A 15,859-nucleotide genomic window follows, 5' to 3' on the forward strand; every position below is an offset into this window, starting at 1 on the left:
TGGTTCGTGTATGACCATCTACGAGAGCGACCTCCCGGGGGTTGGAAAGAAGTTCGAGGTCGAACTCGAAAACGACGAACGCCTCGTTATCGTCACCCACAATACGGGCAAGCGGGAGGTGTATCGAAAACCGGATCCGGACGCCGACAGCGAGAAACTGTTCGAGGCGTCGGATCGGCTCGCGCGGAAGATCGGCACGATCCTCGAAGGGGCGTACTTCCAGCCGGTCCAGACGGAACGCGTGGAGACCATCCTGTCCGACGATACGTTTCTCGAATGGTACAGCGTGAGCGAGGGCGCTGAACTCGCTGGACAGAGTATCACCGATGCACGGATCAGAGAACGAACCGGCGTCTCAATCGTCGCGGTCCAGCGTGCGGGCGAGGTAATCGCGCCCCCAGGCCCCGAGACGGTGATCAAAGCCGATGACACGCTCGTCGTCGTCGGGGACCGAGAGGACTGTCGCGAGTTCGAAACGTTGCTCGAATCCCGGACTGGAGACGGGGATTGAGTCTCCGGTGGCGGGGGTTTCCGAGGTGAACTCGAGTGGCGGCTGAATCGACCGCACTGATCGATTTGGGAGTCCTGTTCGGAGCGGCTGGAGTCGCCGGACTCGTCGCCCAGCGGATCAACCAGTCGGTGATTCCGTGGTATATCCTCATCGGGATACTGCTGGGTCCGCACGTCCTCGGTGAACTCCCGAGCGCACTCGACGTGGCGTGGACGGTCCGTGGCGTCGATCTGGTCGCGTCGCTCAGCGACGGTGCACTCGCCGACACGGACTTCGTTCACGTCGGTGCCGAGGTCGGTATCGTCCTGTTGTTGTTCTTTCTCGGTCTCGAGTTCAATCTCGGCCGCCTGATCCAGGCGAGAGATCGGATCGGAAAGGCGGGGACTGTCGATTTCGCCGTCAACTTCGGTGCGGGACTGGGTCTCGGCTGGATGCTTTTCGACGGGATACTGCCCGCGTTTCTCACGGCGGGGATCGTCTACATTTCCTCGAGTGCGATCATTACGAAGTCGATCATCGATCTGGGCTGGATCGCAAACGACGAATCGGAGCCGTTGCTCGGGACGCTGGTCTACGAGGATCTCGTTATCGCGGTCTACCTGGCGATCGCGTCGGCGCTCGTCGGCGGTGGCAGCGATGTCGGGGAGGCGCTCGGCCAGATCGGCATTGCGGTCGGGTTTCTCCTGGTCTTGTTGCTTGCCGTCTCGTTCGGGACCGACTGGGCCCAGCGCAGTCTCGAAACGGACTCTCACGAGTTCTTCGTCTTACGTGCGCTCGGCATCACGATATTCGTATCCGGCGTGGCACTGGTGCTCGGCGTGAGCGAGGCGGTCGCCGCCTTCTTCGTCGGAATGGCGTTCTCCTCGACGGATCACGTCCACGATCTCGAGAACTTGCTCGAACCGCTCCGAGATACCTTCGCGGCGGTGTTTTTCGTCTGGATCGGGATTCGGACGGACCCGATGCTGTTTGCCGATGGGTTCGTCCTCGCGGCGATCGCTGCGGGCGTCGTGCTGACGGCCCCGACGAAACTCGTCAGCGGTTATCTCGGGGGGCGTCTCTACGATCTCGATGTTCAGCGGTCGGTCCGAGTCGGGCTCGGAATGACGACCCGCGGCGAGTTCTCGCTGATCATCGCGAGTCTCGCCATCAGCGGTGCCGGGACCAGCCTCGCCGCGGCGACTGCCGACACGATCTACGCCTTCGCCATCGGGTACGTGCTCGTCATGAGCGTGCTCGGGACGACGCTCATGCAACACTCCGACCGAATCGAGGCGATCGTCGTGCCGCGGCTCGAAGATGCCGTCGACGGGACACCGCAACCGGGCGACGATTGATCAGCACCAGCGTCCGACCGCTACGTGCTCGCTCCGTCCGCTCCGTTCGCTCCTTCCGCGCGCACGACCGCCTGCACGACGTCCGTCGCGCGCTTGACTTCGGCACCGCTCTCGACGAACACCAGCGTTCGCGGCGGCTGGGTCGCCTTCGGTCGAACGCGAAGGCCCTCGTTCGCAGCGACCTCGGCCGCAACGTCCTGTCCCGCAGTGAACTCGAGGCGGGAACGGTCAGGGTGGACGAACACCTGTGCAAGTCGCTCACCGTCGGGGTTGTCAGTGGCGACATCGTCGCCATCGTCTGCACTGTCGTCCGTGATCGTCACGTCGTATGCGCGAACACCGTCGACCGTCGGGTTGACATCTCGATCGGCATTCGTGACGGCGAGAGCCGCGAGTTCACCGTCCTCGCGGCCGTCGAGTTCAGAGGAGAGCAGTTGTGCGATGCGCGTGCCGTCGGTGGTCCGGTCTTCGACCATGCTGATGGTGGGATAGCGAGAGTTAACGCTCTTCGGCTTCGGCTTCGGCTTCGGATTTGGCTTTGGTTTTGGCTTCGGCTCCTGATTTGCGTTCTGGCTCCGGTTTCGAATCGACGTCGCCACCGTCGCTGACGAGTTCAGCGCGGGCGGTGGGAACGAGGTCGCTGACGTCGACGCCCTCGCGGCGGGCGTAGACGACGGCAGCGGTTTCGATGGTGACGGCGAGGTCGCTCTGGAGGGCGTTGATCGCGCCGACGGCCTCGTGTTTCGCCATGCCGTCGGCGACGAGGGTGTCGAGGACGCGTTCGAACGCGGACCGTTCGGTGAGAATGTCGTCGTTCGGCACGAAGTCTTCGGGGATCGTTACCGACGACGGGTCGAAAGTGGCGACGAGTTCAGTGCCGTCGGGTTCGAGGAGGCCGTCCTGGGTGGCGACGTCGATCAGGCGTTTCGACTGATCGGGGGAGAACCAGTCGCGGTCGAGCGAGAGGGCGACGACGAACTCGCTTTCCTCGAGTCGGTCCGTGCCGTGTTGGACGAACGGGGCGGCGGCGGCAACGCGAAGGCTCATCGGGGACGACTCTCTGGGGCGGTGAAATAATGATGGCGATTCCCGGTGCGAAACTGGCGGTGTGCCGAGTTCGAGTGCAGGTCGGCTCCGAGTCAGATTCGAGTCGTAATTTCGATCGGACTCGGGTTCGGGACCGGTTCGTGACTCGGATTCGGGCTCGGAGCGGGGTTCGAAGATCGAGACGGTGGGTCAGTCGGACGCCTGCTTGTTGCGATCGGCCCGCGATGGCGGCGGGAACTCTGTCGGGGCCGGATCTGACGACTGGGGCGGCTCCGGCAGGACACAGCGCGCCGGTTCGTGGGAGAGGTGTTGGTACCTGTCGGGAGCGTTCGCCAGCGGATGGGCCGGGTTCTGGTCGCTGTCGATTCGCGCAGCGCGGACGGCGCCGAAGCCGGTGAGCCGAGCCTGGATGCCGCGCCAGTGATAGCGCGTTGCGGCCGGGATCGAGATCGGCCGTGGCGGCTTGCCGTCGGGGTGGCTCGTCGCCAGAATAGTGTTGTTGACGTTGCTCGCGAGGGCGTCGTGGTCGATGAGGACGCCGACGGAGGCATCACGCGGTGCTCGGGCGGCGAGAACATCGAGGCCGAGGTGGAGTGCACGATACTCGGCAACGTTGTTGTCCGGCGGCGTATCCGTCGTCGCGATGCGTGCGACGCGGGTGCCGTCGCGCGTTTCGATGACAGCGCCCAGCCCGCCACCGGACTCTCGGAACGATCCGTCGGTCGCGACGTAGAAGTCACGATGGTGGGTCCGAGGAGGGTGGGCGATATGGGGTGTGGGCGACTCGTCGAACAGGTCCCGCAGTGCGGACCGGCCGTGAGCGGCCATATCTGTGATACGGACTGAAGGGAACTTAAGCTTATGGCGTGACTCAGTAGCTGGTTCTACCGGCGGAAAAGACAGACCTTCGTTTCAACCGAAAAGAGTCGCCGGCAGTGGACGCTTGTTCATCAGTTCACGTGCGGGAAAGACAGTCACCCATGTGATATGTGGCCTGTCACCAACATATATAAATAACAGTCCTGCTATGTGCAGGGTATGCAGGGTGCTGACAATACGAGTATGGATCGCCGAACGCTACTGAAAGTGACCGGTGTCGCCGGGTCGACGGTAGGTCTCAGCGCGGTTGCTGGCTGTCTCGGAGGTGGCGGGGACGGAGAGACCGACGAGATCACGATCACGCTCTCGGAGTTCCCGGATACGGTCGATCCGATTGACCACATCACCGGCGACTACTTCGACGTTTTCGATCACATCTACGAGCCGCTGTTTAATGTCCAGCCTGGCGAGGCCCCAGAAGGTCGCGTCGTTGAGGACTGGAGCCACGGTGACGGCTCCGTCGAGATGTCGCTCCGTGATGACGTGCAGTTCCACGACGGGCAGGACCTAACCGCGGAAGACGTGGCGTTTACGCTCCAGCGACAGATCGACGCCGAGTTCGGTCCGGCCTCCTCGCAGGTCGCGGGACTCGGTTCCATCGAAGGAGCGGAGGCGGTCGACGAGACGACGGTCGAGTTCCAGTACAGCGGTGCGGCGGCGCTCGCCGAGTACGAGTTCGGCAACTACGCCCGCGCGATGAACGCGGAGTGGACCCGCGAGCAGGGCGGCGAGGAGGATGCGATTGCGGGGAGTTCGGCCGATATCTTCAACGGAACCGGGCCCTACGAGGTCGTCGATTTCACGCCCGATACCAAGATCGTTCTCGAGCGGTTCGACGATTACTGGGGCGACGAAGCCCCGTTCGAACGCGTGACGTTTAACTCCGATACGGAGTCAAACGGCCGTGCCACCGCGGTCGAGACGGGGTCGAGCGATATGTCGATAAACGTTCTCCCGCAGGATACACAGACGATAAACGACAACGACGGCACCGAAGTCCGGCGCGTGACTAGCTTCCGAAACATCTTCTGCGTGATGAAAAACGAGTCGGAACCCTTCGACAGCCAGGAGTTCCGGCAGGCGATGAACTACGCGGTTGACAATCAGGCGATCATCGACGGCTCGCTCAGTTCGTTCGGGAGTCCAATGAGCCAGCCGTCACCGCCGGGTGTCAACGGGCACAACCCGGACCTAGAGCACTACTCGCAGGATATCGAACAGGCCGAACAGCTCGTCGAGGAGAGCGGTTACGCGGGCGTCGAAATCGAACTGACCGCCCCGCAGGGCCGGTACCTCAACGACGCCGCCGTCGCCGAGCGGGTAGCCGACCAGATAGACCAGCTCGAGAACGTCAGTTGCGAACCGAACATCGTCGACTTCGGTGTCGTCTCGGACGCGAACTCGGCGGGAATGGATAACTACGAGATACCGTTCTTCCTGATCGGGTGGGGCGTCATTACGGGTGACACCGACTACGCCGTCTCCGGGTTCTTCCAGGAGGGTGGCGGCGTCCAGACGTTCCGAGACGAGGAGCTGGATTCGGCGATAACCGAGAGCCAAGGCATCGATGATCCGGACGAGCGCGAACAGGCACTCCAGGACATCAACGAGATGGCCCGCGAGAAAGCGCCGTGGATTTTCCTCCACCAACAAGAGAGCATCTACGGCATTCGCGATGACATCGAGTGGGAGCCGCGCGAAGACGAGAATATCTGGGTATGGGAGATGAATCCGTAGTCCACCGGAACGGTTCTGAAGGACACGAATCAGCAGTCGAATGCATACGCGCACACTGAGCGGACGAAATTTCGCATACGAGGGTACATGTCTATTGGAAAGTTTCTGGTAAAACGGCTCCTGCAGGGGGTACTCGTCATCTGGGGAGTGATCACGATTATGTTCGCGCTACGGGCAGTTTCGCCGGGTGATCCGGCGAATCTGATCGTCGGCCCGGCGGCCGATCCCGAGATCCGCGATCAGGTCAGAGAACAGTACGGATTAAACGAACCGATCTACGTCCAGTATGTAGACTACGTGCAGGGAATGGTCACCGGCGACTTCGGCTACTCGTTTCAGTCGAGTCGGGAGGTGACGACCATGGTTCTGGAGCGAGTTCCGGCGACCCTCGAGTTGGCGATTGCGGCGACGATCATTGCGGTCGTGATCGCAGTGCCACTCGGCGTAATCAGCGCCTCGAGGCGGAACGAGCCCGCTGATTACGGTGCAACGTTGTTCTCGTTGCTCGGCATCTCGACGCCGAACTTCTGGCTCGGATTGATGCTCATCCTGCTGTTTGCCGTTTTCCTGCAGGATCCGATGGAAACCTACCTTGGGTTTTCCTTCCCACAGGGACGACGGACAGTCGGCTTCGGTGAAGCGGTGATAACGCTTGTGACGACCGGCTACGCAGGCGATTTACTCACCTGGGTGCGCCACATTACGCTGCCTGCGATCACGCTCGGTACCTACTTCACGGCGATGATCACTCGGTTGACGCGAAGCGGTATGATCGACGAGTTCGGCAAACCCTACGTGACCGCGACCGAAGCGAAGGGGATTCCGTACGTGTTGATCCGATACAAACACGTCCTGCGGAACACGATGATCCCGATCATCACCGTCCTCGGGCTCCAACTGGGGACGCTGATCGGCGGGGCGGTAATCACGGAGACCGTCTTCAATTGGCCCGGACTCGGTGATCGGTTGATTCAGGCGCTCAACGCGCGCGACTGGCCGCTCATGCAGGGCATTATCGTCTTCATCGCGCTCGGATTCGTGCTGATCAACATCGCGGTCGACGCGCTCTATGCGACGCTCGATCCACGGGTGACCAACGAATGATTCCGGATAGACTCGAATCGAATCTACGGCAGGGCTTTCGCGAGAGCTTACTCCCGAAACTGGGGCTCGTTCTCCTGGCAAGCATCCTCATTATGGCGATCTTTGCGCCGGTGCTCGCGACGCACAATCCGACTCGGACCGGCTACCTCGACGAGAACGGGAACAGTTACCCGCCGCTCGGGACGAGTTACACCACCGAAATCGGCCAGGACGGCGAGTTCGTCGAGGTCGAAGTCGAGTCGACGAGCGACCACCTCCTCGGGACGAACGACATCGGTCAGGACGTGTTCTCCCGGTTGGTGTACGGCGCACGAACGTCGATGCTCGTCGGGCTGTTGGGAACCGGACTGGCCGTCCTCATCGGCGTTCCGTTCGGGCTGATCTCCGGTTACTACGGCGGGCGAGTCGACGACGCGATGATGCGCATCGCCGACACCATGCTCGCGTTTCCGTCGCTCGTCCTCGCCCTCGCGCTTATCGGCGTCTTCGGTTCGGCCGGGTTCGGCATTCCCGATCCGCTCACCCGGTTCGGGCTTATCGATGGTATGCCGGAAAGTACGATGCTCCCCGGAACGGTCACGGTCGTCGTCGCGCTGGTAACGTGGGTCTGGTTCGCCCGCGTCGCCCGCGGCGAGGCGATGAGCGTTCGCAACGAAGAGTACGTCACGGCTGCGCGGAGTATGGGCGCGAGCAACTGGACGATCCTGTTCAAACACGTTCTGCCGAACAGCCTCACCCCGGTGATCGTCCTGGCGACGATTCAGGTCGCCGCCGTCATCCTCCTCGAGAGTTCACTGTCGTTCCTCGGGTTCTCCGGGACGACGCTCTCGTGGGGCTACGACATCTCGCGGGGGCAGGGGTACCAGCGAACGAGCTGGTGGATCTCGATGGTGCCGGGACTCGGCATCGTCTTCGCGGTCATCGCCGTCAACCTCCTCGGCGATTGGCTTCGCGACGCACTGGATCCGAACATCGAAGGCGAAGGTGGAGGTGCCTAAGCGACCATGACAGACACTGACGATATCTTGCGAGTCAACGATCTCTCGACGCGATTCTTCACGGAACAGGGACAGGTAAACGCCGTCGACGAACTCGAGTTGCGGATCGAACGCGGCGAGGTCTTCGGCATCGTCGGCGAGAGCGGCAGCGGCAAGAGCGTCACCGCCCGGTCGGTGATTGACCTGATCGATGCTCCCGGCGAGATCACCGACGGCGAAATCTGGTTCGACGACGCCGAACTTGCCGAAACGGTCCGCGAGGACTCCCCCGACGCCGTCGACGGCTCGTTCGTCGACCTGCTCTCGGTCTCACCCGCGGTTCGCCAATCCCTCCGAGGCACGTCCTTCAGCATGATCTTTCAGGACCCCGAGAGCAGTTTCAACCCGAGCCTCACGGTCGGCGAACAACTCGCCGAGGCCGTCGAGGTCCAACGCCGAGCTAGCGCGAACCCGCGCTCGACGAAGGCCAAAACGGACTCCGCCGAGTACTCCTTCGGTAACCTCTTGCTGTCGACGGTACTCCCCTCACAACAGTTCGTCACCGAGGAGAGCCGCGAGCGCGCGATCGAACTCCTCGAACTCGTCGGCATTCCCGACCCGGTCGAACGCGCCGGCGAGTACCCCCACGAGTACTCCGGCGGGATGCTCCAGCGAGCGATGATCGCCCAGGCCCTCGCCGGCGAGCCTGACGTGTTGATCGCGGACGAGCCGACGACGGCCCTAGACGTGACGATCCAGGCCCAGATTCTGGATCTGCTCGACGATCTCCAGACCGAAACGGGGATGACGATCCTGCTGATCACGCACAATTTGGGCGTCGTCGCGCGGATGTGCGATCGCGTCGGCGTCATGTACGCCGGCGAGATCGTCGAACGCGGCACGCTTGAGGACGTCTTCGATGATCACGTCCACCCCTACACCGAGGGACTGCTGGGCTCGATTCCCGAACTCGAGGGGGCGAACGGGCAACTCGAACCGATCGGCGGCAACGTGCCGAGTCTGCTCGATCACGAGATGGAGGACCGCTGTCACTTCGCCGACCGGTGTCCGATGGCGATGGAGGACTGTCTCGATCATCCGCCCGAGTTCGACGCGACGGGAAGCGAGGCCCACACCGTTCGCTGCGTGCTAGCGACGCGATCGTATACCGAACGCGATGCGTTGCCGCCGAATTACTTCGGCGACGAGGAGCGACCGGCCGGGGATAAACACGCCGAACCGGACCGTTCCGACGGCGAACAGCCGGCGGAGCGAACGCAGACGACGATCAGCGACGCGGGAGGTGAGTCGCGATGAGCTCCGACGACAACCGCGCGACGAGTTCGGCGGACGCCGGACTCGTCACCGGAATCGGAACGGACACACCCGACGGGGAGCCGCTCGTCCGCGTCGAAAACCTCAAGAAGTACTTCTGGGAGAACGACTCGCTACTCGACCGCCTGCTCGGTGACGAACCGGTCGCCGTGCAGGCCGTCGACGGCGTGAGTTTCGAGATCCACGAGGGCGAGACGCTCGGTCTCGTCGGCGAATCCGGCTGCGGGAAGTCGACGACGGGTGAGACGCTACTGCGACTCCAAGAGCCGACCGACGGACGCGTCGAGTTCGGCGGAACGAACGTCTACGAGATGGCGGGCAGCGACCTGACCGCGTTCCGACGCGACGCACAGGTCGTCTTTCAGGACCCGTTTTCGAGTCTCGATCCCCGCATGACGATCGGCGATATCGTCCAGCAGCCGCTCGACATTCACGATGTCGGAGCGGACGAAGAGCGCCGCGAACGCGTCCGCGATCTCCTTGAACGGGTCGGCCTCTCGGTGAACCAGCTCGATCGGTATCCACACGAGTTCTCCGGCGGGCAGCGCCAGCGCATCGGAATCGCTCGCGCGCTCGCGCTCGAACCGGAGTTTCTCGTGTTGGACGAGCCGACGAGCGCGCTTGATGTCTCGGTGCAGGCGCAGGTCCTGAACCTCTTGGAAGATCTCCAGGCGGAGTTCGATCTGACCTACCTGCTCATCAGCCACGACCTCTCCGTGATTCGCCATATCTGCGATCGGGTCGCGGTGATGTACCTGGGCGAAATCGTCGAAATTGGTCCCGTCGAAGAGCTGTTCGGGGACCCGAAACACCCCTACACGAAGGCACTGCTCGAGAGCGTCCCCCGGGCCACGACGGACGAACGAGAGCGCGATCGGGAGACCCTCGCGGGTGACGTGCCCTCGCCGCGCGATCCCCCGAGTGGCTGCCGGTTCCGGACGCGCTGTCCCGCGGTTATTCCGCCCGAAGAACTCGACATCGACCAGGAGACATACCGCGAACTCATGACGGTTCGGGAGCGCATCGAGAGCCGCGATATCTCGCTTGAGACCGTCGGTGGCGACGATCAGTTCACCGTCGAGGACGGTTCCATTCCCGAGGCCGACGTCCCGTCGTTCGTCGCGGCCCTGAAGCATCGCTTGTTCGACGATCCCCTTCCGCCGCACCACGACGAAATGTGTCTCAGAATCGAGAGCACTGCTGTGAATCGAGTGTGAGTCGCTACCGGAACTTCGGACTCTTCCTGACGCTCGCAGCGGCCTGGGGAACGGCCTTCGTCGCGATCAGCGCCGGCCTCGAATACTTCCCACCGGTTCTCTTCGCAGCATTTCGCTACGATATCGCCGGCCTCGTGATGCTCGCGTACGCAGCCGTTACCGTCGACGACTGGTATCCACGAACTCGTGGCGAGTGGGCCGTCGCCGCCGTCGGTGCGTCCCTGCTGATCGCAGCCTATCACGTGTTTCTCTTCATGGGGCAACTGAACACGACTGCCGCTGCGGCCGCGATTCTGGTAAGTCTCTCGCCGATCCTGACGACGGGCTTTAGCCGCGTCTTGTTGCCATCCGACGCGCTCTCGTGGGCCGGAATCGTCGGTGTGGTGTTCGGACTGTTCGGCGTCGCCATTATCGTCCAACCCGATCCCTCGAACCTGTTCGCAACGGACGCCGTCGCGAAGGCTCTCGTCTTCTGTGCGGCGACCGCCTTCGCCCTCGGAAGCGTTCTCACCCGTCGGATCGAGGCGACGCTTCCGATCGAAACGATGGAGGCCTGGTCGATGCTCGGCGGGGCGATACTGATGCACCTCGTCAGCCTCGGCCTGCGAGAACCGATCGACCCGGCGGCCTGGACCGACCCGCAAGCGATCGGTGCGCTCGCGTACCTCTCCCTAATTGCGAGCGCGCTCGGCTTCCTGCTTTACTTCGACCTGCTCGAGCGCCTGGGAGCCGTCGAGATAAACATGGTCTCGTACGTCGCACCGATCTTCACCGCCGTCGTCGGCTGGCTCTACCTCGATCAGGTCGTCGACGCCACGACGGTCGCCGGATTCGGACTCATCGCCCTCGGCTTCGTCCTCGTCAAACGCCAGGCGATCCGCGACGAGTTCAGTCACGTGTGGTCGCTGGCGGCTCGGAGTCGGGAGTAGCGAGCTACCGATGCCGCGGTGGGGTGTCGTTTTGCCCGTCGTCCTGCCGGTGGGTGTGGCCGGCGTAGAGGGCGAGGATGTTGAGGAGGAACAAGAGGAGAAACGCGGTCGTCTGGACGCGCGTGGAGAGTCCGGTAAGCAGGATCGGAATGTAGATGAACGGGAGCACGATTGCGGCCCAGAAGCTGGTGATGCGGAGATACGAGGCGAGTGTGTGCAGGGAGGTAGCGTCGGCCGGTGAGGGTGAAGACGAGGGCGATAGTGATGGTGATGGTGAATCGGAAGCCGATCCAGTGGAAGAAGAGAGCGATGAGGACGCGGATGAACGAGTTGAGGAAGGAGACGACGCGGACGAAGCCGAGTCGGTGGTGGGTGACGCGTCCGCACGTGCGGTCTGCCGTACTGTGGAGTCCGCTATCGTCGGTGGCGTCGCGTCCGTCGTTGTGGCTGGTGGTGACGCCGATTCGTTCGACGCCGTCGAACCGGACGTTGTCTCGCTCGATGCAGCAGACGACTCCCGGGGAGATGCAGATTCCGACATCGAGACACCGTTGGTCCAGTTCTTGATTGCGGCCGGCATATAGCAGCGCGACTGTTTCGAATCGTTGGACGAGATTCATGCGAATCTCTGTCTTCCCACCCGAGTTCAGGTGAGCGCCACTGGTCGTGGTTGATCGGTAAGGTCTGGATAAGCAATCCGTCGTTGCAGTAAGCAGTGGTTACGTCGTTGTCGTCGACGTATGTTATCGATGCGGGACGCTGGTCGCGAGACCGGTTGACCAAGAAGACAGACGGCAACTCGCGAGTAGCGGACCCACCAGCCGCCGTCCGAACAAGATCGGACGGAGTACGCAGGGGAGACGAGATCGGTCGGCGGTACCGGGGATGGTGCGGGCCGAGGGAAGCGAGAACAGAGAACGGGGAACAGAAAACAGACCAGAACGGCGGACCGCTACTGGAATCCGATCCGGCTGCCACGACGACCCGTCGGGTCCGGGCCAGCCGAGCCACCCCTGAACTCGTCTTCGATCTGTTCGTAGTAGTCGAGGATGTCGTCGGTGATCGTCGGGCGGACGTTCTCCATCGCCTGCCGGAAGTGGCGCATCTCGACGACGTTCGCCTCGTGGTCCTCACGCAGCGCCTCGATTGCGGCCTCACGGGCGATCGATTCGAGATCGCTTCCGACGTAGCCGTCGGTAATCTCGGCGATTTCGCGGAGGGTTACATCCGCGGCCAGTGGCGTTTCCTGGGTGTGGATATCGAGGATGCGTTCGCGGCCCTCGATATCGGGTTCGCCGATCATGACGAGGCGGTCGAAGCGACCCGAGCGCAAGAGCGCGGGATCGATCATGTCCGGGCGGTTCGTCGCGCCGATGACCATCACGTCCTCCATGTCCTCCAGTCCGTCGAGTTCGGTCAGGAGTTGGTTGACGACGCGTTCGGAGACGTTCGACCCGGTTTCGCCGCCGCGTCCGGGGGCGAGTGCGTCGAGTTCGTCGAAGAAGATCACCGTGGGCGAGACCTGCCGGGCTTTCCGGAAGGTCTGGCGGATGGCCTTCTCCGATTCGCCGACCCATTTGCTGAGTAATTGCGGCCCGCGCACGGAGATGAAGTTGGCGTTGGTCTCGTTGGCGACGGCTTTCGCCATGAGCGTCTTCCCGGTGCCGGGTGGGCCGTACAGCAGGACGCCGGCGGGCGGATCAATCCCGAGTCGGGTGAACCGTTCGGGGTTGTTGAGTGGCCACTCGACTGACTCTTTGACCTGATCTTTGGCGTCGTGAAGGCCGCCGACATCGTCCCAGGTGATCTTCGGGAGTTCGACGAGGACTTCCCGCATCGCGGAAGGTTCGACTTCGTTGAGCGCACCGCGGAAGTCCTTCCGTTTGACGATCATCCGGTCGATCAGGCTGGGCGGGATGTCCTCCTCGTCTAAGTCGATTTCCGGGAGGTAGCGCCGCAGCGCCTTCATCGCGGCCTCTTTGGTCAGGCTCTCGATGTCCGCACCGACGAAGCCGTGGGTTTCGTCGGCCAGGTGCGAGAGGTTGACGTCGTCCGAGAGGGGCATGCCGCGGGTGTGAATCTGCAGGATCTCCTCGCGGCCGGTCTCGTCGGGGACGCCGATTTCGATTTCGCGGTCGAAGCGACCGGGGCGGCGCAGTGCGGGGTCGACGCTGTCGACGCGGTTGGTTGCCGCGATGACGATGACCTGGCCGCGCGTTTCGAGGCCGTCCATCATCGTCAGCAGTTGGGCGACGACGCGGCGTTCGACCTCGCCGGTCACGTCCTCGCGTTTGGGTGCGATGGAGTCGAGTTCATCGATGAAGATGATGGCGGGTGACTCCTCGCTCGCGTCCTCGAAGATTTCGCGCAACTGCTGTTCGGACTCGCCGTAGTACTTCGAGATGATCTCCGGGCCGGCGATCGAGAAGAACGACGCCGAGGTTTCGTTGGCGACGGCCTTCGCGAGCAGGGTCTTCCCGGTGCCGGGCGGGCCGTGGAGCAGGACGCCCTGCGGGGGTTCGATCCCCAATTTCTTGAAGATCTGGGGGTGTTTCATCGGGAGTTCGACCATCTCCCGGACCCGCTGGATCTCGCTCTGGAGTCCGCCGATGTCCTCGTAGGTGATCCCGCCGCCGGTCTTCTCGAAGCCCGAGATGGGTTCTTCGCGGAGTTCTACGTCGGTGTCTTCAGTGATGAGGACCACGCCTTCGGGTTCGGTTTCGACTGCGATCAGCGGGATCGCCTGGCCGGGCGACCGCATGAACGGGTGGTTCGTCGAGGACATGACGGGGACGATATCGCGACCGACGACCGGCCGCTTCAGAATCTGGCGTTTGACCATGCCCGCAGCGTCGGAGCCGAACTGCACCGATGCCTCCTCGGGCGGGGCAAGGACGAGGCTATCGGCCTTGGTCGCCTCCGCCTTGCGAATCGTCACTCGCTCGCCGATACCCACGTCGGCGTTCTGTCGCGTGAACCCGTCGATTCGGACGGTATCCGTGTTCCAGTCCTGCCGGTCCGCACGCCACACCTTTGCAGCGGTCGTATCCGCACCTTCGATTTCGATGATGTCGCCCGGACTCAGCTTCAGATGCAACAGCGTGTCCGGGTCGAGCCGGGCAATACCACGACCCGAGTCGTTCGGGTACGCCTTCGCAACCTCCAGTTGAACTTCATTCATGATTCAGGATCCACGGCAATGTCTGTGACTCCGATTCCGGATCGGATAGGTTTTTTGCTCATCTGAGTTTGCTAGGTGCTACCAAATCTATGTTCGGCTGGAAGCTACATAGAAGTGTCGACGTCGGTGGGTTTTGAGAGAATCGGAGAAAGATTCACGGTCACGGACCCGCGCTCGCAGCCACCGGGCAGTCTCGAGAAGATGGCTTTTTGCGCTCGGCGCCGACTCCATACGTATATCACGATGACGCTACTCGCCTTCGACGGCCGCATGGGTGCAAGCGGCGACATGCTCCTCGCCGCCCTCCTCGATGCCGGCGCCGACCCCGATCGACTCGAGTTCATCACGGACGAACTCGCGGTCGAATACCGCATCGCCGAGACGGACAAGTGCGGAATTACGGGGACGACGGTTGATGTGATTCTCACCGACGAACGGTCCGAGTCCGGCAGTGCGGCGAACGCGGACGCGGACGCAGACGCGGATGCGACGGAGACGGCTGCGGAGGCGGACGAACACGACCAGAAGCACGAACACACGCACGCGCACGGACAACACAGCCACGACAACCACACGCACGCCGAAGGTCACGGCCCCCACCGCAGCTATCAGGAAGTCCGTGCTATCGTCGAAGCAATGGGGCTCCCCGACCCCATCGAGCGCGATGCCCTCGCCATCTTCGAACGTCTCGGCGAGGCCGAGGCCAGCGTTCACGGCACGGCCCTCGAAGACATCCACTTCCACGAGGTCGGTGCCGACGACGCCATCGCAGATATCGTCGGTACAGTCGTCCTGCTCCACGATCTGGACCCGGACCGCGTCGTCACGACACCCCTCGCGACCGGCGGTGGCACCGCCTCGATAGCCCACGGCGAGTATCCCGTCCCCACGCCCGCCGTCGTCGAACTCGCGGCGGACGCCGATTGGGCACTCCGGGGCGGTCCCGTCGACGCCGAACTGCTCACCCCCACCGGTGCTGCCGTCCTCGCCCACGTCGCCGACGGCGTCGACTCGCTTCCCGAACTCGAACTCACGAGCATAGGGTACGGAGCCGGCGGCTACGACCTCGACCCCCACCCGAACGTGCTCCGCGTCCTGGTCGGCGAGGGTGGCGGCGGACTGGTGAAAGACGACATCGCCGTCCTCGAGACGAACCTCGACGACGCCGCGCCCGAGGTTCTGGGCGGCCTGCAGGAAACTCTGGCCGATGCGGGCGCGCGTGACGTGTCGATTATTCCAGCCACGATGAAGAAATCCCGTCCCGGCCACCTCGTGAAGGTGATCTGCAAACCCGAGGACAGACGGCGGGTTGCCAGACGCCTGGCCGAGGAAACCGGAACACTGGGGGTCCGCGATGCCGGAGCGACCCACCGCTGGATCGCCGAGCGCGAGTTCAGAACGGTCGCCGTCGAATTCGGGGACAACGCCGACGAGGTGACGGTGAAAGTTGCGAGCGACGGTGATGGCGAGGTGTACGACGTGAGTGCGGAGTACGACGACGCGGCAGCGGTCGCTTCGGCGGCAGGCGTGCCGATTCGGACGGTCATCGAGCGTGCCGAACGGGCCGTGCTGGAGACGCTGTAAGCTGATTGTCCCGAACTCGGA

The 15,859-nt window shown here is 63.1% G+C and carries 15 protein-coding genes; 10 read left to right on the forward strand and 5 right to left on the reverse strand.

Features of this window, described 5'->3' with window-relative positions; all coding sequences use genetic code 11:
• Positions 1 to 10: 10 nt before the first annotated feature.
• Complete coding sequence (locus C481_RS09540; RefSeq protein ID WP_006108982.1) at positions 11 to 511, forward strand: cation:proton antiporter regulatory subunit; 501 nt, start codon at positions 11 to 13, stop codon at positions 509 to 511.
• Between the two features lie 35 nt (positions 512 to 546).
• The gene (locus C481_RS09545) at positions 547 to 1,848 is read left to right on the forward strand and encodes a cation:proton antiporter (RefSeq protein WP_006108983.1); all 1,302 of its coding nucleotides are present in this window, start codon (positions 547 to 549) and stop codon (positions 1,846 to 1,848) included.
• Between the two features lie 20 nt (positions 1,849 to 1,868).
• On the opposite strand, the gene C481_RS09550 is transcribed toward C481_RS09545, so the two are convergent.
• From C481_RS09550 to C481_RS09560, 3 genes are all read right to left on the reverse strand, one after another.
• Positions 1,869 to 2,324, reverse strand: a complete 456-nt coding sequence (locus C481_RS09550) for a hypothetical protein (protein ID WP_006108984.1) — start codon at positions 2,322 to 2,324, stop codon at positions 1,869 to 1,871.
• Between the two features lie 22 nt (positions 2,325 to 2,346).
• A complete protein-coding gene (locus C481_RS09555; protein ID WP_006108985.1) occupies positions 2,347 to 2,895 on the reverse strand; it encodes a DUF2240 family protein in 549 nt (182 codons plus the stop codon).
• A 189-nt stretch (positions 2,896 to 3,084) separates the two neighbouring features.
• Complete coding sequence (locus C481_RS09560; protein WP_006108986.1) at positions 3,085 to 3,723, reverse strand: ribonuclease H family protein; 639 nt, start codon at positions 3,721 to 3,723, stop codon at positions 3,085 to 3,087.
• Between the two features lie 234 nt (positions 3,724 to 3,957).
• Between C481_RS09560 and C481_RS09565 the strand changes: the two genes are divergently transcribed.
• From C481_RS09565 to C481_RS09590, 6 genes are all read left to right on the forward strand, one after another.
• Entirely contained in the window at positions 3,958 to 5,511 is a 1,554-nt protein-coding gene (locus C481_RS09565) for an ABC transporter substrate-binding protein (protein WP_006108987.1), read from the forward strand.
• 87 nt (positions 5,512 to 5,598) lie between these two features.
• Positions 5,599 to 6,615 (forward strand): ABC transporter permease, encoded by a 1,017-nt coding sequence (locus C481_RS09570; protein WP_006108988.1) that lies wholly within the window; start codon positions 5,599 to 5,601, stop codon positions 6,613 to 6,615.
• Complete coding sequence (locus C481_RS09575; RefSeq protein WP_006108989.1) at positions 6,612 to 7,613, forward strand: ABC transporter permease; 1,002 nt, start codon at positions 6,612 to 6,614, stop codon at positions 7,611 to 7,613. Before C481_RS09570 ends, C481_RS09575 begins: the two co-directional genes overlap by 4 nt.
• 6 nt (positions 7,614 to 7,619) lie before the next feature.
• Positions 7,620 to 8,909: an ABC transporter ATP-binding protein gene (locus C481_RS09580; protein ID WP_006108990.1), complete on the forward strand. Its 1,290-nt coding sequence runs from the start codon at positions 7,620 to 7,622 to the stop codon at positions 8,907 to 8,909.
• Positions 8,906 to 10,144, forward strand: a complete 1,239-nt coding sequence (locus C481_RS09585) for an ABC transporter ATP-binding protein (RefSeq protein WP_006108991.1) — start codon at positions 8,906 to 8,908, stop codon at positions 10,142 to 10,144. Before C481_RS09580 ends, C481_RS09585 begins: the two co-directional genes overlap by 4 nt.
• Positions 10,141 to 11,073: a DMT family transporter gene (locus C481_RS09590; RefSeq protein WP_006108992.1), complete on the forward strand. Its 933-nt coding sequence runs from the start codon at positions 10,141 to 10,143 to the stop codon at positions 11,071 to 11,073. The genes C481_RS09585 and C481_RS09590 overlap by 4 nt, the downstream gene beginning before the upstream one ends.
• Before the next feature lie 4 nt (positions 11,074 to 11,077).
• Here the strand turns inward: C481_RS09590 and C481_RS09595 are convergent, their stop codons facing one another.
• Positions 11,078 to 11,242 (reverse strand): hypothetical protein, encoded by a 165-nt coding sequence (locus C481_RS09595; RefSeq protein ID WP_006108993.1) that lies wholly within the window; start codon positions 11,240 to 11,242, stop codon positions 11,078 to 11,080.
• Between C481_RS09595 and C481_RS09600 the strand changes: the two genes are divergently transcribed.
• Positions 11,229 to 11,657, forward strand: coding sequence for a hypothetical protein (locus tag C481_RS09600; protein WP_241434672.1), 429 nt, complete (start codon positions 11,229 to 11,231; stop codon positions 11,655 to 11,657). The genes C481_RS09595 and C481_RS09600 overlap by 14 nt on opposite strands.
• Positions 11,658 to 12,025: 368 nt before the next feature.
• Here the strand turns inward: C481_RS09600 and C481_RS09605 are convergent, their stop codons facing one another.
• The gene (locus C481_RS09605; protein WP_006108995.1) at positions 12,026 to 14,254 is read right to left on the reverse strand and encodes a CDC48 family AAA ATPase; all 2,229 of its coding nucleotides are present in this window, start codon (positions 14,252 to 14,254) and stop codon (positions 12,026 to 12,028) included.
• 243 nt (positions 14,255 to 14,497) lie between these two features.
• On the opposite strand from C481_RS09605, the gene larC reads away from it, so the two are divergent.
• Positions 14,498 to 15,838 carry a nickel pincer cofactor biosynthesis protein LarC gene (gene larC, locus C481_RS09610; RefSeq protein WP_006108996.1) on the forward strand — a complete coding sequence of 447 codons (1,341 nt, stop codon included), beginning with the start codon at positions 14,498 to 14,500 and terminating at the stop codon, positions 15,836 to 15,838.
• Positions 15,839 to 15,859 lie beyond the last annotated feature (21 nt).

Source organism: Natrialba asiatica DSM 12278 (genome assembly GCF_000337555.1).
GTDB lineage: Archaea > Halobacteriota > Halobacteria > Halobacteriales > Natrialbaceae > Natrialba > Natrialba asiatica.